This window comes from Promicromonospora sp. NPDC052451 (assembly GCF_044547525.1).
In the GTDB taxonomy this organism is placed as follows: domain Bacteria; phylum Actinomycetota; class Actinomycetes; order Actinomycetales; family Cellulomonadaceae; genus Promicromonospora.
Genome location: NZ_JBIUAP010000006.1, coordinates 365,921 through 386,171, shown reverse-complemented (window position 1 = coordinate 386,171; position 20,251 = coordinate 365,921). Strand labels below are relative to the sequence as shown.

The window sequence follows — 20,251 nt, the reverse complement described above, 5'->3', positions numbered from 1 at the left end:
GGGAGCTCGGCGTATCCCGGCGCGGGAAGCCGACGCCGGTCCAGTGCCGAACGCCCTGGCCCCACCGCATCGTCATACTCGGGGAGGCGGCTGTACCGGGGCTGCGCCGGTCGGCCCGGTGAACAGTCTGCGAAGGCTGCTAGCAGCGGCCTGGCGGGCCTCATTGTCGTGTGGGTCGGTCAACAGGGCCCCGGCCAGGATCAGTGCAGGCGCCGCCACCCGCTGGTCCTCGGCCGAGCCCGTGTGAACCCGGTGAAGCGCACTGTAGGACAGCGCTGCGGCCTCGTCGATGGGGCGGTCGGCGCTCAGACGCTGCATCACGATAACGACGAGAACGAGCGGTGCAAACGGGATCAACAACAAGGGGAACAACGACGTGAGCGTCACCTGGACCGTGACCGGCCCGGTGTGATGACCGAGCAGCGCCTCGAACGGGCGAACCTCCGCGGAAACCCCCACGCGATTCTGCACGAGTGCCAGCAGCGCCGACAGCCCCGCTGGGATTGCTATGGTCGCCAGCGTGATCATGACCGCGGTTCCGCCTCCGCCTTGGAGGGCGGCCATGGTGAGGATCACGCATACCGCCGCTGAGCCGGTGCCCTTGATCCCCGTGTAGATCGTGGCGGCCAGCCCGGCACCGACGGCGATGGCGAAGACGAGACCGGCACGTCCGGGGTGACTTATCCAGGACGCGGCACCACTGATCCATGCGGGAGGTGTGATCGCGAGGGTCTCAAGCAGGCGGGTCAAGCCGTCGAGAGGAGATCTCGGACGAGTCGACGTGAGCACTGCCCACCAGAACCAGCCGCTGGCGAGGCCGTAGACGAACCCAGCCAGGACCCGATCCCACGAAGTGCCGGACAGCTTTTCGACCAGATCCTTAATATCCGCAAATCCCATCCCCGCCACCAAGCCTTTCGCCTCATGTCGATCATCGACCCACTGGCCTCGTACGAGCCGGGCTCGTGCCGTGGACGGTACCCGCAGTCACTGACAGTCCCTGGCCGGCAGACATGGAGGGTCCGCTGAACGCTGGGAGCTCGGTCGGTGATCTCGTCGAAAGAGCGGCTCGGTAATCGCGCTCATCTGTGAGGGACATCTTGGCTCCCTGGTCACGGTCGGTGACTGGTGGTTCGCCGGCATGAGCGAATCTGAGCTCGGCGTGACCGCGGATGGCTGTGATGTTGAGTGGTTTGCCCCGGGATGCCTGGGGATACCGCGATGAGCCCTAGACTCCCGGACCATGGCTGACGTTGAACTCGGGAAGATCACCTGCCCTTCGGGACAGCTCGTGCTGACCGATGGCGGCTACCTCAGCCTATGGTCCGGTGACCGTCGCCCCGAGGACGTCCCGGCGCGGCCGGGTCCCGCCGTGGACATGGAGATCGTCGGACCCGATGCCAGTGCCGCGGCACGTTCGTTCGATCGGCAGCCCGGGACCAGGCTCTATGACATCCCGACCCACGGCGTCGAGGAGATCACCGATGCATTCGCCAAGCACTGCAAGAAGGCGGGGCTCGACGCCGGCCTCCAGGTCTTGCCGCACCAGTTCCCGCATCGCGAGCGGGTTCGGCACGCGATCGCCAGCGGTGATCACACCTTCCTGAACTTCGGTGTACCGGTGATCTCCGTCGGCGGAATCTCCGCCAGCAGCACGCTTCGCGTGACCGCGACCGCCGGTGACTGGGCCTGGACACAGATCCGCATCGTGCTCATAGACGCACCGACAGCCCAGACCCGGGAGCTCGGCCAGCTGCGCGTCGATCATGCCCGCCTCATGATCGGCGACGCTGACGCCCTCAGCTCATGGGTGCACGAGGACCCGATCGATGGCCTGGCCGACGTCGTGTTCTGGGGTCGGGACGAGGCGCAGCTCGCGGTCGAGCTCGACGCGCCGCGCGTGACCGACCCGGGCGACGTCGGCTACGGCTGGGTGGACCTGCCGTTCCAGGACGCGCTGAACCGGGCGCTCGACCTGGATTCGCGACGGCGATCGAATGGGCAGCAGCCGATGTTCAACTTCGACTTCCGGCCGCATTCGCACCACTGGCAGGCGATGGCCAAGGTCCGCGCGGACGAGCACGAGGTAGGCACGATCTCGGTCGGCGGCGCCGACGTCATGATGGCGATGACATCGGTGGGCGACGGTGAGTTTGCCGTGCGCCTGGAGCTCGACGCGGCCGGGACGCCCACAGCGATCGTGGTCGTGATCGACACTCGGGCGTAGCACCAGCCGCATCACTTGGCTGGAGCGCGTACTACCGCCGCTGGCCCCGAACGGTGCTGGCTTCTGCGAACGGTTCTGCGCGCCTCGGCGCCGAAAGACCGGGCGCCCAGACCTCGTGATGTGGCACCCTCGGCGGGTGCTCCGGACCATGGTGTTTCCTTCTCGTCTGACGGCGTCGGCAGAGGCCGTACGCGCGGCCGCCGAAGCGCGTGGCCTGACAACGGTGCAACCGGCGGCGGCGCACCTCCCCGACGACCTGGTGGCCCACCACCTCCATGCCGGCCCGACGTTCGCCGACGCGATCGCGCCGGCCTCAGGCATAGCGTGCCTCGAAGCGCCGCCGACCTGTCTGGCGGACCTTCCCTACGACGTCGTCGGACGAACCATCACCGCGATGCCGATCCGAGACGCCTGGGCCCTGCGTTACCCGGCGTTCGTCAAAGCTCCGAACGACAAGACGTTGCGGGCCATGGCCTACACCGACGGCACCCGCCTACCCGGCGTCGACGCCGTCGACCCGGAGACGCTCGTCCTGGTGGCCGAAATCGTCTCCTTCACCGCGGAGTTTCGACTCCACGTCCTGGACGGGATGATGCACGCCTCCAGCCAGTACGCAGTCCACGGCTGCTTGCATCTGGGGCCCTTGCCTGCCGAGCTCATCCCCGCTGCGGCCGCGCTGATCGGCGAGGTGGTTGAGACGTTGCCGTCGGCGATCGTCGTGGATGTCGGGATGCTCGACGACCGGCTCGTGGTGATCGAAGCCAACGCGGCATGGGCGCTAGGGATCTACCTGTCCGACGTCGACGCTGCGCTCGACGTCATCCTGCGCGCAGCCGCTCCCGTCGGTGACCTGTCGCCTCACGACAAGGCGTTCGTAGGTCCGGTTACCGCGCGGGCCACCCTGAGGGAAGGAGGGATGCGGTGACGGCGGGATCGACGCCGCTGACCGTCGAAGTGGTCTTCGAGGTCCACACGTCTGCCGACTTCGACCTGTGGCCGACGCAGGTATCCGCCGGCGGTCCGTACCTCCGTGCCTCCGGAGAGATGCTCGAGGCCGAGGTCGGGGCCACGGTGGAGGCGTTCCTGTCGAGCTGGTACTTCCAGTCCGCCACGAAGGCTCGCACACCCGAGGAGTACGTGAGCCTGGCCCTCGCAACCCGGCACCCAGAGGATGACGTTCCCTCCGTGGACGGTGGGTTGCGCATCACCGACAGCCGGACCGGAGTGGTAGTCCTGCCGGGATGCTGCGCGGACCTCGACATCCTGTCGTGCGTCCACGACTTCCTCGCTGGTGGGCGCGTCTGGGGCTTCCACGGACACGACCCGAGCCCTTCCGCTGAGCGCATCGGCGGCGGCGTCCTGCGGCTGCATGTCGACGACGAACGTCCCGAGGCCGGGTACATCAACACGTCGGAAGCAGAGATGCGCGAACGTATGGTCGATGTCGAGAGCGATCTGCGAGGCTTCCTCGACCGGCTAGCTGGCTGGGCCGACGAGTACGTCCCTGGACACCACGCCGTGTTGGTCGCCCTGTTCAGGGCCGCGCTGTGGAGCTGCCCGTTTGACGAGGACGGTCGCTGCGCCTCGACGGCTTCTCTCAATGTGTGCAGCAAATGGCAGTGACACGCCGCTGTGCCCGGGCGTCCTGAAGGGCAATCCAGTGAAGCGCGTCTACCGTCAGCCGACTCCTCTCGGTCGAGATGACCTTGAGCAGGCACGAGCGGATCATGACGTGCCAATCATCTGCGAAGCGGCGATCGCGCTCGCCTTGACCGAGCCGGATCGGCAATGGATGGAAAGTCAACTCGTCGAGCTAATGCGGGATGCAGACGGCTCGGTCCGCTCGATTGCGGCCTTGGCGGTCGGACACCTTGCTCGCGTGCACGGGCAGATCGACCTTGACGAGGTCACGCCTGTCTTGCGCGACCTTCTCGAAGGCAGTGAGGCTCGTGGCAATGCCGCGAACGCTCTCGACGACATCAGCACGTTCGTTCACAACGGCAATGCCGACGGTGCGATCATGCGTGTCATGGATACGACGGATGTGGGCGACGAGGACGCCGACCTCGGACCGAAGCACCCGGACTTCGCCGCACACTTCCGGGATCCGATCTACGACGATCCAGCGGACGACTTCGCACCCTTCGGCAACGACGAGGGCTGGGACCTATTGGCCGAGTGGGTGAAGCGGGCCGACGAGCTGGACAGCGATTCGACGCTGACGCAGATTGCGCCCGAGTGGTTTGAGGACGCTCCACTGGTGCCGGCCGACCTTAATGAGGACGACGTCGACCTGAACGACATCGTCATTAGCGCAGGGTTTGTGCTGCTACGGCTGACCGGCCAGATCGGCGAGGCCGACCGTGCTCTGGTGCTGCGAGCACTGGACATCCGTGACCGCACGTACGGGCCGGAACCAGAGACCCAGCAGATGCGGACCGACCTGCTGACCTTCGGCCAGGGCCACCAGTAAGGCGCGATTCACAACGAGCCCTACCGTTACCGTCGGGCGGGGCCGTGTCGGGACGGTGAACTGTTCGGCGGGCCTCAGCAAGTGATGGTCTGCCTGTGCATCGCCCTCATCCTCATTCGTGGTCCGACGCGTCGACGGAGTCGAAGAGGGTTTGGTCGCCATGAGCATCGATCGCTTGCCGGTTCACATTTCGTGCGGTCAGCGCTCGCCGGGCGAACGCGTTGCTCTCGGCGAGTACCTCGTGAAAGGTGGTCCAGTCAGTCTCGGAGGCGTTCGTGGCAATGACAGCGGGGTCGTATTGGTTGGTCCAGCCCTTGAGGCCGGGCCAGATCGCGGCCCACTGACGCAGGCTGGCCAGGCCAGCGCGCCGCCTGTCGTTGGGATGACCGGTCTCGCGGTCCTTGCATCCGCCTTTGCCGTTGTCTGAGGTGTGAGGGCGATTCTCGTTCTTCCTCACCGCGGCCAGGAGCTCCTGAACGTCGGCGGCTGTCACGGGTTCGATGGTCTGCTGGTCGGGGTCGTTAGCGGCGAGAGTCGCACGCACGGCCTCGTACTCGGGGTAGACCGGGTGCCCGTCCTGGATCCGTGCCAGGGCTTCGGCGGCGAGGTCGCGGATGTGGTCCGGTTGGGTAGCGTCTTGGGTGAGGTCGACGAGCATGCTGAGGCGTTCGAGGGTGTTCTGCGACTTGCGGCCGGTGACGATCAGCGCCGCCTGCTCCCGGACCTTGCCTTGCCCAGCGTGATCCTGCGCGACCTCCATCAGGTTGTCGGGTCGCACCGGTGAGGTCCGGTGGACTCCACCAGCGGCACCTGTCTTGCCGGTCTTCCTATTCTCGTTGCGCCGTGCACCCCCGAACCGGGTCTCGGCCTGACGACGTGCGGCGTCTTCGCGGAGTAGCTCCTTGATCTCGCGATACAGGGCCTCCCTCTCCAACGGGGTGTAGTCCTTGCGTTGAGCGTTCTCGTCGCGTTCGGCCAGCAGAGCCGTGACCGGGTCGGAGATCCCGGAGCGCACCCAGACCTTGATCGACTTCCAGCCCAGGCGCTTGACGGCTTCCAGACGCCGCCACCCGCACACCAGCACCCGGTCCGGCGTGACGGTGACGGGCTGCAGCAGGCCGAGCTGGGCGATCGACGCGGCCAACGCATCCAGATCGCCGGGGTCCTTGCGGTGTCGGGCACCGACGACGATCGAGTCGACAGTCACAGTGAGAGCCCCAGCCGGGGTACTGGTTTCGTCAGGCATTGCGCACCGTCCTCGTCGTGATCGGTTGATCTGCTGCGGGGGTCGCAGCCCCGTGTCCTTGAGGCGCTGAACGGACGATCTGGTTCACAAGCCGCTGGTCCGCCAGGAGAGCGGAGATCGGTTCGCCGGACAGGATGCGGCGAAGGAGGCCGGTGACGTGACCGAGGCCGTCGTCTGGTCCCAAGACGACGCGGCACAGGGCCGTCCACGAGCGGTGTGGAATATCGAGCAGGGTCAACGGCGTCGGGTCGCGACGTAGGTACTCGAACGCGGTGGCAGGGTTGCCGGCCTCGCCCAGACGGGAGCAGACGTAGTCCAGGCCGTTGGTGGCGACGGAGCGGGGCCAGCCGAGCGCGACGAGCAGCTCGACGACGTTCGCTACGGCTACCGGAATCTCCCCGGGGGCAACACCGTTCACCGAGCTCGCGCGGGTGGATGAGTAATCGGGCGGTCGACGTCCAACAGCAGTGACCGTGTCGAGGTGGTCCGTCCAGGAGCGTTCGCCGTCCTCACGTTCGCCGAACCGGACCACATCATGGTGCCCGCCGGACATCAGACGTCGAGCCTTGCCGGTGGAGCACAGCAGAGCGTCGGCGCGTTCGTTCGCCTGTATGGTCAGTTGCACCGCTCTGGTCACCGCCGCCCACGGGTCGACGGCACGCGCCGTCGCAGCGGCGCGCAGCACCTCGAACGCGGCCACGGCGGCGTCGTGCGAAGACTGTCGGTAGCGACGAGCCAGCGCACCGAACCGGTGGGCGCAGTGGTCAAGCAGAGCCTCCGCCTCCGGGTCGGTGGCCCAGGCATCCGGACCTGCATCACGCAGCCGGAACAGGAGCTGACGTAGGCCTTCCGGTGAAGCGAATCCCCGTGGCCCGGCCGGTCGATCCGGTGGGAGCGTCGGCATCGTGAGATCGGTGGTGTTCATGTTGTGCACCGTGACATGCGCCTGTACCTGTCGAGGTACCCCGTGACGTCCACCCGAGCGCGAATCTTGCGCCCCCGGCGACCGGGGGAGATGACGTTTGCGCAGGCCGGTACACGGGTCGTTGATGTCCCCCAACTCGTGCAAATTGGTGGCGGGGGCCGGCGGCCGTGGGCCGGGCTGAGTGCCCGGGTCGCCGAGCGGAGCGGGACCGCCAGGGGGAACGTGCGGCTTCTTGTCCATAGGGCCACTGTGTCGATCGGCCGCACGCTTTCCGCACACCCTGGAGCGCACACCAGGCGCACACCTGCCGGTGTGCAGCGCGTACGTCCTGGTCAGGGCCTGCACACCAATTCGTCGGCGGATGCTCCCGAAAAGCCTCGCGGGCAGGGGCAGTCGGGTGCCATCGTGAGCCGATGAGTGAGCCCCAGGTGCGACCCGCGGTCCTCGACGACGCCGAGGCGATCGCCAACGTGCACCACACCTCCTGGGTGCAGACGTACTCCGATCTACTCCCGGCGGAGCACTGGGAGAGCGATACCGTCGAGCGGCGCGCGCAGCGGTGGCACGAACGGCTGTCCGACGGTCCGGGGAACCTCGCGGTCGCCGTCGTCGACGAACAGGTGGTGGCCTTCGTCAAGGCTGGCCCCACGCGGAGGAAGAAGAACGTCCCGCCACCAGTCCGAACCGATGAGCTTTGGGCGCTCTACGTGCTCGGCGAGCGCCACGGGACCGGGATCGGCGCGCTCTTGCTCGAGACCGTCCTACCGCCCACGGTGCCCGCCGAACTTTGGGTCGCCGACGCCAACCCACGTGCCCGACGGTTCTACGAGAAGCACGGCTTCACGCCGGACGGTGCCCGGTTCACGGATGACCTCAACTTCGCCTTGATCCGCATGGTCCGGTAGACCCGTTGGGCCTACGACGTGCTCTTCGTCGTGTGCGACGCGCGGAGAGAGTCAAGAGCCACCGGTGCGCACACCATGGTGTGCGCACCGACGGGGCCCGCCGCATCTTGGGCCAGGTGTCATGGTGATTCGATGAGTGAGCCATGCGTGCGGCCCGCGGGAACGCTCGGTGCTGCGGCCAGGGTTCCGAAAGGTTGAAGCCGACCACCCGGAACCTCTCCTCGGCACGGCCGACCATGGAATCAGCCGACAATCTTGGACAACTTGCGTCCGACCTTGAGGAAGACCTCGCCGGCCGTCGTGTCGATCCCCGCGAGTACCGTCACCAAGCTTTCGCGGGCGTCGTCCGGCGTCAGCGTTGTCTGCTCCTGCCCACCATCGGTCTCGACGACGATCCGCAGTCCGTTCTGTTCGGCGACGCGACGCACGTCGCCGTTCGACTTCGCGAATCCGAGGCTCTTCACGATCTCGGTGACCGATGCGCCGAGGTCTGCCACGACCGGGAGGTCGGAGACGTCGCTGAAGCTGCGCTTCGAGAACTGGGCGGTGAACTCTTCACGGGCCTTCATCGCGGCGTCGACGCCATGGATCGCAGCGGTGACCTCGCCCGCGAGGATCTTCTTCAGGTCCATCGGGTGCAGGGTCCCGGCCTCGAGCCGCTCGGTGACGACGGCGAGCTCGGCATCGGTCCACTCGGACAGTGCGCAGAAGTACGGCTCGACCAGCCGGTCCGGCACCGACATGAGCTTGCCGAAGATCTCGCCGGCAGGGGCCGCGACAGGCACGTAATTGCCCAGCGACTTGGACATCTTCGCGCCCGTGCCGTCGGTGCCCTCGATGAGCGAGGTGGCCGCGACAATCTCGGGGGATTGGCCGCTGATCTCCATGACCTTGCGGCACATCTGCATGTTAAGGAACTGGTCGATCCCGCCGATCTCCACGTCACTGTTGATCTCGACCGAGTCCAGGGCCATGACGACGGAGTAGATGAGCTCGGCCATCGACAGCCCCTGGCCGGCCTCGAGCCGCTTGCGGAAGTCCTCGCGCTGTAGTGGCATCGAGACCGGGATCTTCGCGAGGATCTCGATGATCTGCGGAAGCTTCACGTCGCGCAGCCAGTCGCCGTTGTAGCGGAACTGGGCGTGCGAGAAGTCGAAGAACGGGGTGACCTGATCCTTGTAGGTCGCCAGGTTCCGGGCGATGTCCTCGTCGGTCAGCGCCGGGCGCTCGTCGGACCGCCCCGAGGGGTCGCCGATCTTCGCGGTGACGTCACCGACGATGAAGACGACCTGGTGACCCATCCGCTGGAAGCGGGACAGCAGCATCATCGGTACGGAGTGGCCGAGGTGGACCTCGGAGCCGGTCGGGTCGATGCCGAACTTCGCGATGAACTTCCGGTTCTCGGCAGCGGCCTTGGCGACGCGCTCGGCAAGCGAGGCCGTGGACGGCTGGAGCTGCTGCGTGCGGGCTGCGATCAGCTCGGCCTGCTCGGTCGGCGAGAGGTCCGACAGGTCCATCGTGCGGCGGGCCGTTGTCTCGGTGAGCAGGTCGGTGACCGCCTGATAGCCGGCCAGGTCCGCTCCGCGCAGTAGCGTGGTGGCGGTCTGGACGGACTGGGCGAGGCGGGTCATGGTCGTCTGCTGCTCCTGAGGTCAGTGGTGAGTTTGTGCTGGTGGACCCTATCGGCGAGGCGGCCCGGCCGAGATTTGAGATCGATCATGAGAGCCTTGCCGCCGTGGCCAAAGGTCAATGTGGGATGTGAGGTAGTCGGCCGGGTCGTGGACCTCTCGGCGCCACCGCGGGCCTTTTCGAGGAGTGTCCGCGCAGCACTGCGAGCTGGGACTGCGCGAGTGATGGTCACCCGCCCGCGGACGGCTCGGCGTGTTACTGGTGCCTTGTCTCGGGCCAGCTGATCGTGAGCGTGCCGTTTGAGCGTGGCAGGATCGCCAGTGACGATGAGGCATCGTCGTCTGGCTCGGTACCGGCGGGCCACCACTGGAAGAGCGGTTCGGCGCCGCGGTGGTGGGCACCATAGCGGGCGATCACGTCCGCGAGTCGTCGGGTGAGGTTGGTCGCGTCGGGGCCCTTGCCAATCGCGCCGACCTCGAGCGTGGTCTCGGTGGCGGGGCGGCGGTGCAGGGCAGCGAACGATGCCCCATCGGCAAGGGCCGGGTAGAACGACATGTCCGAGCCGCGGTCTGCGGGGTCCTCGGCTTCCATCGCGCAGGCGTCCGGCCGGACCAGGAGGTAGGTGAGCAGGTCGAGCCAGATGGTGCGGTTCTTGTAGATCACGCCGGACCATGCCTCGACCGGGTCGGAGGCCAGGACACGGTCCGAAACACCGAACGACTTGGGGATCTCGTCGGTGAACTTGAACGTGACCGGCTTGCCAGAGGGGCCCGTCAGCAGAACCGACGGCGGATTGAACAGCCCCACGCCCTGCAGTGGAACAAAGCCGCCTGGCACGGTCGACTCCGAGATCAGCCGTCCGTCCTGCTTGCGGAACCCGATGATGCGTTGCAGACCTGGAGCGACTTGGAGCGGGACGACCAGGATCCCGTCGGGTGCGAGCTGCTCGACCCAGGTTGGGGGCAGGCTCCAGGGAGAGACGGTGACCATGATTCGGTCGAACACACCACGCCCAAGGTGCTCAGCAGCATCGGCCGTGACCACCTCGACGCGGTCGGCCAAGCCGACTTGTTCGAGGCCTGCGCGGGTGCGGGCGGTCACTCCTTCGTCGATGTCGACGCTGACCACCGTGCCGGTGGGGCCGACCAGGTGGGCAAGCATGGCGGCATTCGGGCCGCCGGACCCGATCTCCAGCACTCGCTGACCTGACTGGACCTGGGCTTGGGTCAAGTTACCCGCGTGCATCACTGGTGCGGACAGCGAGGACAGAGCCCTGCCGTCGTCCGTGAACCGCGTCCGCAGTGCGTCATGGATCGCGTACGGCACCTCGATCGGAGTGCCGGCTGGCGCGAACACCTCGCGTGGAACGGCACGGAACGCGGCCTCGATCGCCGGGTCGGTGAGAACCCCGGACTCAATGAGCTCCGCAACCATCCGCTCGCGCAAGGCCTCTGAACTCGACATCGCTTCGGACTGGCTGTCGATCTGCGCATCGGTCTGCGTCATGTGTCCCCCTCGGGAGCTGGTCGCTTCGGCTGATCGATCCCAAACAGTTGGCGGACCGATGAGACACCTTCGAGCGCGATCTCGGCACGCAGACCGACCGACCGGGCGTCCCATACCGCTCGGGTCATCCGGTAGCTGTTCTCGATGACCGAGCGCTCCTCACGGGCGGTAATTCGCGACCCGTTTGCCGTGTACCCGAGACGGCGGGACACGGCGTTCGAGGCTGGATTGTCCTCGTACGCCTCGCTGACCATCTCCGCCGCGTCGAGCCCTTCGAAAGCCAGGTGCAGCGCCACGAGTCGCATCCGGGTGCCGATGCCTTGGCCGTGGTGTCGAAGCCCGAGCCAGGACCCGGTAAGTCCCGAGCGGGTGACCTGGAAGTTCTTCGCCGAGATTTGCTGTTCTCCGACGATTTCGCCGCTCCGGAACACAGCAAGCGACAGCGTCCAGTCGTCGGCTGCGGTCCGGGCACGGTTCTTCCACTGGTGGGCGAGCACATGCCGCACGACGTCTTGGCGTGTCCCGCGGGTCCACGGCCAGGAGAACGAGGCGACCTCGGGGTCGTGCACACCATCTGCGGCGAGGTCGGCGAGTGCGAGCGCCTCGGCATCGTCGGGCAGATGCAGCTCCAGGTCGTCCCACCGGATGCGGAGCCCGAACGTCGGCATAGCGGCGCTCAGAGCGGCCCTGACCTGCCCGGTCAAGAGGCGGCCCGAAGCGCGTCGTAACTGCCTGGCCTCAGCGTGATCTGCCCGATGTATCGCTGGGGTGGTGGCACTATTGCGTTCCCTACCGACATGTCACATCCTCTGGGGTGCCGGGATGCCGAGCAGCTCCAGCCCGGACGGTGATGTTCAGGAATCCAGGACCCGAGACCTTGGCCGTGAACCCGTCAAGATGCCCGGCGGCGTCGGCCCCGATGTCTCGTGGCGGGCGTGCGGCCTTCTTGGCGATCGCGAGCGTGCCGTTGGCCTGGAAGTCGGCGCGGTCGGATCGTCGGACCACCGGGTCGGTGCCGGCCAGCTCGGCCGGGAGCACCCGGGTCAGGGCGGCCCGCACGGCCGCCTCCACCTGGTCCTTGATCGCCACGACGTCAGACACGCGTGAACCTTCCCATCGGGATTTATGCGGCCCCATCCAGGTGGGCCCTGTGAGTCGATCGTGTGTCCGACCGCGCCATCAACGGTATAGCCCGGACTCCCGTCTGGAGGGCTAGCGTGCTGAACGTGTGTCGAACCGCTGACGCACACCACGTTCCGCATCGGCTTCGGGGGACCCCGCGCGGATAGCGTTGTTGCCTGCCAGGTCAGTGGGCGGGGCGAGAGTCACCCGCCGATGAAGAAGGAGATCGCACATGGGTGCTGCGGGGGCTGTTGCAGTTGGGCGTCGAGGGGCGCGAGGCATCGTCATCGACGACGAGAGGCGGATGGTCCTGATCAAGCGGACGAAGCCCGGTCACGACCCGTACTGGACTTCTCCCGGCGGCGGAGTCGAGGCGTTCGACGCCTCCGTCGAGGCCGCGTTGCGTCGTGAGCTTGCTGAGGAACTTGGTGCGACGGCTGACGGCTACCAGCAGGTCTTTCTCGCCTCGGACCCTACAGACGTCGGTGTGGCGATCCAGCACTTCTTCGTCGCTCGGCTGACGTCGCTGAACCTGACTGAGCGGTACGGGTCGGAGTTCACCAAGCCTGAGCGCGGCGGATACGACCTGGACTACGTGCCCTTGAGCGATGACTCGCTCAAGGCGATCGATCTTAAGCCCGCGGTGCTCAAGGAGTTCGTGCTCGCGAATCGTGATGCACTGCTAGCTGAGGCTGGTTTCGCCGCCTGACACTCATCCCGGCAGAGCCCGCGCGCGGGCACAGGTCACCGACGTTGGCTCTCCCATCTCAGATAGGCCGGAGTTGCGAACCCGGGAATGGTCCGAAGGGCTGAGACGTCCGTGCCGAGCCAGTCGCGTAGCGCGGATGTCTCGCCTGGCCACTTGGCGTGGGCCAGCTCGTCGAACGCCAGAATGCTGCCTTGGGTGAGGTAGGGCCGGATTGCCTTGAGCGCATCCAGGGTCGGCTCGTAGAGGTCGAGGTCGAAGTACGCGAGAGCGATGACCGTCTGTGGGTTGTCGGCCAGGTAGCGCGGCAGCGTTTCGCGAACATCTCCCTGGACGAGCAGCGTGCGGCGGATGTGTCCCAGGGGCTCGTCGCTCTCGTGAGCGTCCAGGACGGTGCGCAGATGGTGGGGGTAGTCGCTGCCGAGCCCGAACCGGCCGGGCACGGCGCTCTGGGGGGTGTCGTGGGCGCTGACGTCCGGAAATCCGGTGAAGGTGTCGAAGCCGATGATCCTGCGGTGCGGGTTGTACGGCTCGTGAATTCCGCGCAGCACGGTGAGCGTGGCGATGTGCCGACCGCGGTGGACGCCGAATTCCATGATCACGCCGGGGACGTCGCGAGCCATGCGGTACAAGGCGTCCATGGTGAGCACATCGGCCAGGGGCCGTCGCCGCAGGTAGAGCCCGATGTTGTCGACCAGTTCGTCGGGTGGTATCGGGGTGGTCGCGAGGTGTTCGGCAAGGGCTCTGCGGGTCTCGGCTTCACGGGGAGACTCGTGGGGCAGCAGGGTCTCGTCACGCTGGTGCATAGGGAGTGCCTCTCTTCTCGTGGGTCCATGCCTCCGCGGGGCGGAGTTCGAAGTGCCGTGCGTGGTTGAACACGGCCACCGGATCGTCCGTGCCCGCGCTGATTGCTGCGACGGCACCGATCAGGAGGCGGTGCGACACGACGACGACGGGCGCACCGGCCTCTGCCAGGAGCTCGGCGGCGGCCATCGCCCGGCGCGCGCGTCCGTGGAACTCGACGAGGCTTTCGCCGCCGGGCAGTGCGCTCTTCGGGTCTGTGGTTCTTCTGCTGCGCCATTCGACGTAGGCGTCCGGGTACTGCGCAGGTGATCTGCCCAGTACGCAGGTCGGTGCGCGCCACTCGTCGAACGTGGAGTCCGCAGGAGACAGCGTCAGGCCGGTCAGCTCGGAGACGATCCGGGCCGTGCTTCGAGCACGCAGGAGAGTGCTGGAGGCAATCACGCCACTGGTCAACCCGGACTTTCGCAGAGTCTGCGCTGCGCGTTCCGCTTGTCGTGCTCCGAGGCGGGTAAGCAGGCTTCGTGGACGGGCGTGCGCCTCCGGGCGGTGGAAGCCGTCGGCGCAGGTTCCGTGTCGTATCCAGGTGATGGTGGCGCTCACGACAGATGCCACCCACCGTCGACCGTGAGGCACTGCCCCGTGATGAAGGCGGCGTCCTCGGAGAGCAGGAACGACACTGCGCCGGCGACGTCGTCCGGTGTGCCTCGTCGTTGGATTGCTTGGCGAGCGAGCTGACGCACGACCATCGCCTCGTGATCGGCGACCACCCCATGCTCGGCGGGTACCTCGATCGATCCGGCCCGCACGCAGTTCACGGTGACACCATCCGGCCCGAGCTCGCGGGCCAGCGCGCGGGTCAGACCCTCCAGCCCCGCCTTCGCAGCGATGTACCCGGCGAGGTCGATGCGGCCGAGCTGGCTCAGGACCGATGAGATCGCGACGATCCGTCCCCCCTCATTGGTGCGCAGGGCGGGCGTGGCCAGGTGTGCGACGGTTGCGTGTGTCGTGAGGTTGACGTCGATCTGTCGGCGGAACGCCTCGCCGTCGTGCTCGGCCCACGGGATGCGGGGATAGGCACCGGCATTCGACACGAGCACGACGACCCGGTCGTGGTGCTCGGAGACAAGAGCACGCAATCGGTCGACCGTGACGACATCTGTCAGGTCGCCCATGACGGTGCTGACCGCAGCACCGTGCCAGTGCGCCTCGGTCGTGATGCGGGCGAAGTCGGCATCGTCGCTGAGGTGGGTCAGGATCAGGTCGTAGTCCGGCGCAAGCCGGGCAGTGATCGCAGCGCCGATCCCGCTACCCGCCCCGGTAACGATCGCGACTGGTCGTAGTGCGCTCATCGGGTCGCTCCTGTGGATGTCGTGGCGAAGCAGGGGAACGGGATGGTGGGACTGACGTCGTCGTCGGCGAGCTGTGCGAGAAGCGCGAGCGACAAAGTGGCGTCGATACGGTCGAGGCGCGTGATGTCGTATACGCCCAGGACTCGTGCGATGAGGTAGGGGCGGAGCCACGCCCAGAGATCCCGGATGCCGAGCGCTTTCGCGACTGGCAGGGCAACCTCGGCGAGATACCGACCGACCACGTGAGCCCGCACCGGTCCGGGGGTGAACGCGTAGGTGATCGTCAGGCCGGCGGCCGACTGCTCGGCGTAGACCCGCGGGCGGCGGAACATGGAGCGATGCAGTGCCTCGGCGTGGTCTTCGTAGGCGTTGCGGTCGTACCGCGGAGTGAGCCATGTCCCGTGGAGCACCTGGTACATCAGGAAGCAGGCGAACTCACCGGCGACGGCGTTCAGGCCGCCGGTGTCGTAGTCGAACCACACGGGTCCTGAGCGCGGAGACCAGCCGATGTTGAAGTCGGTCGGGTCACCTTGTGCGACGGCCGCCCACACGCGGTTGTCGGTGGCGAAGTCGGCGCGGAGCCGTCCGACGATGGCCGGCAGGTCGACGACGTAAGGGCGACCGTTCACGTCTGCGCGAAGGTTGGCGGGGAAGACGTCGCCGGTGGACAACGGCCAGGGCGAGCCCTGGCCGTAGTACTGGTCGATGCGTCCGCCGGGGCGTAGGCGCTCTCCGTAGAGCTTCCCGACGACGCGGCTGGCGGGGATGTGCCTGGCAGTGCTGAGGAGGGTGTCTCGGTAGTAGGTCAGGAGGTCGTCCAGGAACAGGTCGAGACGCGCGCAGTCTCGCGTGGTCTCGGCGCGCGAGATCTCGTCCACGAGGAAGCTGCCGCCCTCGTCCTGGTGCAGCGACCGGTCGAATACGTGGACTGCCCAGGGACCCAGTGATCCGGCCCAGCGGAGTGCCGGAATCGGGTAGTAGGCGTCGAGCGCCGCATGCCCGGCGAGCTCTTGACGCGCCTCGGCGCGATTGGGGTTGACCTTGACGAACAGCGGCCAGCCCGCGGCGTCGAGGTGCCAGGTGTGGTTGTGGGTGTAGCGACGATGGTTCGAGATCCGGAGCATGCATGTCACCTCCTGTCCAGCTTCTGCAGCGCGAACCTGGCGATCTCGGCAGGTGGTATCTGGCGCAGGTCCGATGCGCTGCCCCAGACTGTGTCGTCGAGCTGGTCACGGACGGGGCATCGGTCGGCGTGGGCGAGCATCTGGGAGAACAGTGTGGCTACCGCGTGGTGGTTGCTCCGCCCTGTCGTCCACTTCGTGTACGGGTGCCGTCCGTACAAGCCGATCACCTGTGGGGACGTGCCGTCGGGGCGTTCGGTGAGGGCCGCGAGGTGGGTCAGGCCGGTGTCGTTGCCGATCACCAGTGCTGCGGTCGCGAACAGGTCAAGGCAGTCCGTGGCGTCGAGACCGGCAACGACGTCGAGGCCGGTCGATACCTGTGTTGGTGAGGCGCCGTTGCCGGTGAGGAGGGTGAAGCGCCACGGGCCGGGGCGGGCGTCGGCGAGATACTGGGCGATCTCGTCAAACCCGTCCGGTCCGTAGTCCTTACGGCCGGGCATGCTTGTCGCCGCGATGAAGACGACGTGCCACGGATCCAGCGCGCCGGTACCCGTGAACGTCGGCAGTGGTGCGGACGCTCGAGGCAGTTCACGGCCCAGGCGCTGCTCGACCTCGAGGTAGTAGCGCATGGGCAGGGCAGCGTGCACCTCTACCAGGTCGTCATCCCGCAGGTCGAGCCAGGTCGGCGGTCGTTCCGGGACGGCGTCGAACGTGTACTGCCCAGGGCCTTCGGCGCCCACCGTGTTACCACCGTTGTTCGGCACGGTACGCAGCGGCAAGCGGCATCGTGCGAACAGCTCCGGCCGTGGACCGCGATAGGTCGGTTCGCTGGCGGGGAACGCGTCCGCGAACGCGGTGACGGCGCCCAGGGCGAGCAGCACGTCTCCGAGCCCACCAGTGCCGAGGTCGACGCTCCAGCCTGGTGCCTCGGCTCTGACCCGGGTGGGGAGTGTGGTGTGCTGGCCGTGGTGGTAGGGCAGAACTCGGCCGAGCGGAGCGTCCTCCCGGCGCACCACCGTGCGTCCACCGGAAGCCGTCACTGGGACGGGCGGATAGATGGTGGTCAGATGCGTGTCAGTGTGCACAGCGGCACCCCCAGTTGTTCCATGACGGCGCGTGCGTCACCTGACGTGTCCTCGATGAGGCAGGCGATACCCGTCACGGCGGCACCGCCCGCGCGCAGGACCGCGATGAGGTTCGCCAGGGTGCGTCCGGTGGTGATCTCGTCGTCGACGATCAGGACCCGCTTTCCGTGCAGGTCGCCGTAGGTGTAGACGTCGGTGCGACGGGCGTGCGGTTCGGAGAACCGGGCCTTGTGGGGCAGATCGAGGTCGAGCTTCCACGCCAGCCGGTATGGGACACTGCTGGCGAGGGCGACCGCAACGGTCGGCAGGATGCCGCCGGCGTCCAGGCCGAGCAGGACGTCGGGCGCGACGAACGCGGGCTCGTGCACCCACCGGTCCCACAGGGCGTCGCCCGTGGCGGTAAGTGAATCGGGGGTGACCTGGTCCAGGATCCCGTCGAGGTCGTGGACGATGCGAACGTCCCGGGCGTGCTCGGGTACTCCGAGCCGGCGTACGCGCTGGGCGGTGAAAGCGGTGGAGTCGGTGACGGTCATGGGGCGGTCCTTCCGATCGAGTCGACGTAGCGCAGGAGGTTCTCGGCGGCGTGCGCGAGCCGCGCCCGGACGTCGGTGCCGTGAGGGTCGGCGACGACCTCGTCGAGAGAAGGCGGCGTGCACCGCAGGCGGGGGTGCGTGTCGGTCAGGGCCTCGAAGACCTGGGAGGGAGTCTGGGCGTCGATCCCGTCCGCACGGAGCAGAACACGGCCGACGATCACGAGGTGCTTGTAGAGGGCCCGTGTGTCGAGGTCGTTGGTGGCCAGGAGGCGTCGAGTGTTCATCAGGACGAGGCCGAGTTCGCCCCTGCTCGCCGCGTCGTCTTCCCGGTAGGCTGGCAGCGGGATCGCGTAGTCGCGGCGCCGGTACAGGACGCCCGCGCCGGTCCGTGCGCCCCGGAGTGAATGGACGACCCTTGGCGGCACACGGTGCGTTGCCAGGTCCGCGACGGTGAAGGCGCTGAGCGCCACCTTGATCCCGGGCCGGGTCAGCAGCGCCGTGGCCTGACGAAGCCATTCAGCCGACAGCTCGTCGCGCACGACGAGCAGGTCGACATCACTCCACCCCTCGACCCAGTGCTGGGTCCCGGTGCTGCCGGTCGCCATCACCAGCGTGACGGCGTCGTCGGTGAGCATGTGGGCCGCCTTCTGCAGCCACTCGTCGTCGCTGCGCGGGCGCCACGACGGAGGCGTCACGAGTGCCGTGTGCACGCCGCGGACCATGGACTCGACGGCGAACTTGAGGTTGCCGAGCGGTCCCGAGTTGTCCAGGACGTGGTCGGCGACGTCCAGGATGCGACCAGCTCCCCGGTTCGACTTGATGGCGTCACGTTCCCGCAGCTCGGCACGGCTCTCGGCGGCGCGCTCGGCGCGGGTCTCCGGGGCGGCGTCCACGTAGACGACCTGGCAGCGCGGTCCCCACGTGTTGCGAAGGCTGACGGTCTGCTCGAAGCGGTGTGCGCTCTCCAGGCTGATCGCTCTCGCCTTCGTCGCGGCGGCGAACCGCAAGATCTCCTCGGTGAGGCGGCCGGCCTGCTCCGCCTCGGACCAGGCGTACGGGTCGCTCACTCCGGCCCGGAGCGCAGCGATCTCCAGGAGGTAGCCGGTCTTGAGTCGCGCCACCCCGTGCTCGTCACGCAGCAGCTCACCGACGGTGCTCTTGCCGGACTCGGACATCCCGCCCAGAACCCAGATACGTTCGAGCTGCGGGTCGGGCAACGACTCGACCGCGACGCCGATGTCGGCGATCCGGGCACGGATCGCGCGCTGGACGTCGAGGATCGGCGCGTCCCGCTGGTCGACGACCATGTCGTACGCGCCCTGCTCGACCTGGAGCGCGAGCACCTGGGCCAGCGCCTCCTGATAGGCCCGGTACCGGTCGCCGACGGTCTCGGACTCCCGCTTGAGCGACATCGCCGCCTCCTGCGCCGGGTCGCTGTGCCGCCGCAGCAAGAGGTGCACCTCGTGCCGGTGCGCAGGCTGGGGAAGGTCACGCGTGATGCGCGTGACTTCGTCGAGCGCGCTCTGGGGCGTGAGCCCGTCCTTGACCGCGGAGGTTGCCGCGCACGCGGCAAGAATCATCGGCAGGCCCCGGTCCTCCAGTGCCAGCGGACCGCTCGCCTCACGGCGCGCGACGTGACTGGTGAACATCAGGGCGGTGTGTTCAGCGGTGCTGGAATCCTCGAACCACCACTGGGCAAAGCCTTCGCCCGCGAGATCGGCCCACCGGCGGTGCCACTTGTCGGCGGAGCCAACATGGTGTGCTCCGTCGATAGCTCGCGCGAGCCAGGAGAGCTGCGCGGTCTTGCCGACGTTGTCGACCCCGTTAAGAGACAGGCTCAGCGGGTGTGCCACGGCCGCCGCGCTCATGACGCCGCCTGATAGTGCTTGAGATGACGCCAGCCAGGAACCCGACGCGATCCGCCCGCCACGTCCCGGACCAGGTCGTCGTAGGCGTCGGCGAGCTCACGGAGCTGGTGCAGCGCCTGGCGGGCACGGTCCTTCGCTCCGGCGTCGATCAGCTTGTTCGCGCGTACCCAGGCGATGGCCAGCCGGTCGATCACGGACCCCACCGTCTCGGTGTGCAGCGGTGCGTCGTCGGGGGCCGTGGAGCTGGAGGCGACGTACTCGTCGACCTGTTCGACGAGGGTGACACGGGCCGTGTTGAGTGAGTCGATCGTCCGCTTCGAGGTGGCGACCGCCGCATCCGCGGCTGTCGTGTCCCGGCTGATGGTCTCGGCGTCCCACTGGCGCTGGTGCTGACGCGCCAGGTGCGCGGCCAGGCGCAGCAGGCCGTCGCTCTGCTCGTTCTCGCTGCGGAACGCCTCGATGATCGTCGCGGATCGTGGCAGGACGACGAGGTCCCGCTCGACCTTTTCTGACGTGGTTGCGCTGTCCATCCGGATCGCCCTCTCTCCAGTGGTTGCTGCCGCCCGGAGGTCCGGGCCGTCGACGTTGCGTCGTCGTGATGACCAGCGTCGTGTCAGCGGCCCGGACGAAAAACGATCGGCCGGTGCATCACCGTCGAACGGACGTCGAACACACCCGCGAACCGTCGAACAGGTAGGGCCCGCGACACGGCGAAGCCCGCCCTCCCACGGGGGAGGACGGGCCTTCGGAGC

The 20,251-nt window shown here is 67.6% G+C and carries 21 protein-coding genes; 6 read left to right on the top strand and 15 right to left on the bottom strand.

The features are described from left to right. Positions 1 to 72: 72 nt before the first annotated feature. Positions 73 to 900, bottom strand: coding sequence for a hypothetical protein (locus ACIG47_RS13490; RefSeq protein ID WP_397431352.1), 828 nt, complete (start codon positions 898 to 900; stop codon positions 73 to 75). 343 nt (positions 901 to 1,243) lie between these two features. On the opposite strand from ACIG47_RS13490, the gene ACIG47_RS13485 reads away from it, so the two are divergent. From ACIG47_RS13485 to ACIG47_RS13470, 4 genes are all read left to right on the top strand, one after another. Further along, positions 1,244 to 2,227 (top strand): hypothetical protein, encoded by a 984-nt coding sequence (locus ACIG47_RS13485; protein ID WP_397431351.1) that lies wholly within the window; start codon positions 1,244 to 1,246, stop codon positions 2,225 to 2,227. 136 nt (positions 2,228 to 2,363) lie between these two features. Beyond that, the gene (locus ACIG47_RS13480) at positions 2,364 to 3,152 is read left to right on the top strand and encodes an ATP-grasp domain-containing protein (protein WP_397431349.1); all 789 of its coding nucleotides are present in this window, start codon (positions 2,364 to 2,366) and stop codon (positions 3,150 to 3,152) included. After that, on the top strand, positions 3,149 to 3,850 hold the full coding sequence (locus tag ACIG47_RS13475; RefSeq protein ID WP_397431347.1) for a hypothetical protein: 702 nt from the start codon (positions 3,149 to 3,151) through the stop codon (positions 3,848 to 3,850). The genes ACIG47_RS13480 and ACIG47_RS13475 overlap by 4 nt, the downstream gene beginning before the upstream one ends. 37 nt (positions 3,851 to 3,887) lie before the next feature. Then, the gene (locus tag ACIG47_RS13470) at positions 3,888 to 4,700 is read left to right on the top strand and encodes a hypothetical protein (protein ID WP_397431346.1); all 813 of its coding nucleotides are present in this window, start codon (positions 3,888 to 3,890) and stop codon (positions 4,698 to 4,700) included. 112 nt (positions 4,701 to 4,812) lie between these two features. On the opposite strand, the gene ACIG47_RS13465 is transcribed toward ACIG47_RS13470, so the two are convergent. Both ACIG47_RS13465 and ACIG47_RS13460 read right to left on the bottom strand, forming a co-directional pair. Next, positions 4,813 to 5,907, bottom strand: a complete 1,095-nt coding sequence (locus tag ACIG47_RS13465; protein ID WP_397431344.1) for a ParB/RepB/Spo0J family partition protein — start codon at positions 5,905 to 5,907, stop codon at positions 4,813 to 4,815. A gap of 31 nt (positions 5,908 to 5,938) precedes the next feature. Further along, positions 5,939 to 6,871 carry a hypothetical protein gene (locus ACIG47_RS13460; protein ID WP_397431343.1) on the bottom strand — a complete coding sequence of 311 codons (933 nt, stop codon included), beginning with the start codon at positions 6,869 to 6,871 and terminating at the stop codon, positions 5,939 to 5,941. A gap of 413 nt (positions 6,872 to 7,284) precedes the next feature. Here ACIG47_RS13460 and ACIG47_RS13455 point away from each other — a divergent pair, with 413 nt between their 5' ends. Further along, a complete protein-coding gene (locus ACIG47_RS13455) occupies positions 7,285 to 7,776 on the top strand; it encodes a GNAT family N-acetyltransferase (RefSeq protein WP_397431341.1) in 492 nt (163 codons plus the stop codon). Between the two features lie 242 nt (positions 7,777 to 8,018). On the opposite strand, the gene tyrS is transcribed toward ACIG47_RS13455, so the two are convergent. From tyrS to ACIG47_RS13435, 4 genes are all read right to left on the bottom strand, one after another. Beyond that, entirely contained in the window at positions 8,019 to 9,407 is a 1,389-nt protein-coding gene (gene tyrS / locus ACIG47_RS13450; RefSeq protein ID WP_397431340.1) for a tyrosine--tRNA ligase, read from the bottom strand. A 253-nt stretch (positions 9,408 to 9,660) separates the two neighbouring features. Next, a complete protein-coding gene (fxlM, locus tag ACIG47_RS13445) occupies positions 9,661 to 10,911 on the bottom strand; it encodes a methyltransferase, FxLD system (protein ID WP_397431338.1) in 1,251 nt (416 codons plus the stop codon). After that, the gene (locus tag ACIG47_RS13440; RefSeq protein WP_397431336.1) at positions 10,908 to 11,579 is read right to left on the bottom strand and encodes a GNAT family N-acetyltransferase; all 672 of its coding nucleotides are present in this window, start codon (positions 11,577 to 11,579) and stop codon (positions 10,908 to 10,910) included. Before ACIG47_RS13440 ends, fxlM begins: the two co-directional genes overlap by 4 nt. Before the next feature lie 121 nt (positions 11,580 to 11,700). Beyond that, a complete protein-coding gene (locus ACIG47_RS13435) occupies positions 11,701 to 12,012 on the bottom strand; it encodes a hypothetical protein (RefSeq protein ID WP_397431335.1) in 312 nt (103 codons plus the stop codon). A gap of 253 nt (positions 12,013 to 12,265) precedes the next feature. On the opposite strand from ACIG47_RS13435, the gene ACIG47_RS13430 reads away from it, so the two are divergent. Beyond that, entirely contained in the window at positions 12,266 to 12,742 is a 477-nt protein-coding gene (locus tag ACIG47_RS13430; protein ID WP_397431334.1) for an NUDIX domain-containing protein, read from the top strand. Positions 12,743 to 12,777: 35 nt separating this feature from the next. Here ACIG47_RS13430 and ACIG47_RS13425 read toward each other — a convergent pair whose 3' ends face one another. Genes ACIG47_RS13425 through ACIG47_RS13390 form a run of 8 tightly spaced genes read right to left on the bottom strand, consistent with a single transcriptional unit; the run spans position 12,778 to position 20,029 of the window. Further along, on the bottom strand, positions 12,778 to 13,545 hold the full coding sequence (locus ACIG47_RS13425) for a TylF/MycF/NovP-related O-methyltransferase (RefSeq protein ID WP_397431333.1): 768 nt from the start codon (positions 13,543 to 13,545) through the stop codon (positions 12,778 to 12,780). Beyond that, the gene (locus ACIG47_RS13420) at positions 13,532 to 14,143 is read right to left on the bottom strand and encodes a histidine phosphatase family protein (protein ID WP_397431332.1); all 612 of its coding nucleotides are present in this window, start codon (positions 14,141 to 14,143) and stop codon (positions 13,532 to 13,534) included. Before ACIG47_RS13420 ends, ACIG47_RS13425 begins: the two co-directional genes overlap by 14 nt. Next, positions 14,140 to 14,892 (bottom strand): SDR family NAD(P)-dependent oxidoreductase, encoded by a 753-nt coding sequence (locus tag ACIG47_RS13415; RefSeq protein WP_397431331.1) that lies wholly within the window; start codon positions 14,890 to 14,892, stop codon positions 14,140 to 14,142. The genes ACIG47_RS13420 and ACIG47_RS13415 overlap by 4 nt, the downstream gene beginning before the upstream one ends. After that, on the bottom strand, positions 14,889 to 16,016 hold the full coding sequence (locus ACIG47_RS13410; protein WP_397431330.1) for a hypothetical protein: 1,128 nt from the start codon (positions 16,014 to 16,016) through the stop codon (positions 14,889 to 14,891). The genes ACIG47_RS13415 and ACIG47_RS13410 overlap by 4 nt, the downstream gene beginning before the upstream one ends. Positions 16,017 to 16,021: 5 nt before the next feature. Then, complete coding sequence (locus ACIG47_RS13405; protein ID WP_397431328.1) at positions 16,022 to 17,098, bottom strand: glycosyltransferase family 9 protein; 1,077 nt, start codon at positions 17,096 to 17,098, stop codon at positions 16,022 to 16,024. Next, positions 17,077 to 17,631 (bottom strand): phosphoribosyltransferase, encoded by a 555-nt coding sequence (locus ACIG47_RS13400; RefSeq protein WP_397431326.1) that lies wholly within the window; start codon positions 17,629 to 17,631, stop codon positions 17,077 to 17,079. The genes ACIG47_RS13405 and ACIG47_RS13400 overlap by 22 nt, the downstream gene beginning before the upstream one ends. Beyond that, the gene (locus ACIG47_RS13395) at positions 17,628 to 19,499 is read right to left on the bottom strand and encodes a hypothetical protein (RefSeq protein WP_397431324.1); all 1,872 of its coding nucleotides are present in this window, start codon (positions 19,497 to 19,499) and stop codon (positions 17,628 to 17,630) included. The genes ACIG47_RS13400 and ACIG47_RS13395 overlap by 4 nt, the downstream gene beginning before the upstream one ends. Further along, complete coding sequence (locus ACIG47_RS13390; protein WP_397431322.1) at positions 19,496 to 20,029, bottom strand: DUF4254 domain-containing protein; 534 nt, start codon at positions 20,027 to 20,029, stop codon at positions 19,496 to 19,498. The genes ACIG47_RS13395 and ACIG47_RS13390 overlap by 4 nt, the downstream gene beginning before the upstream one ends. Positions 20,030 to 20,251: the final 222 nt, after the last annotated feature.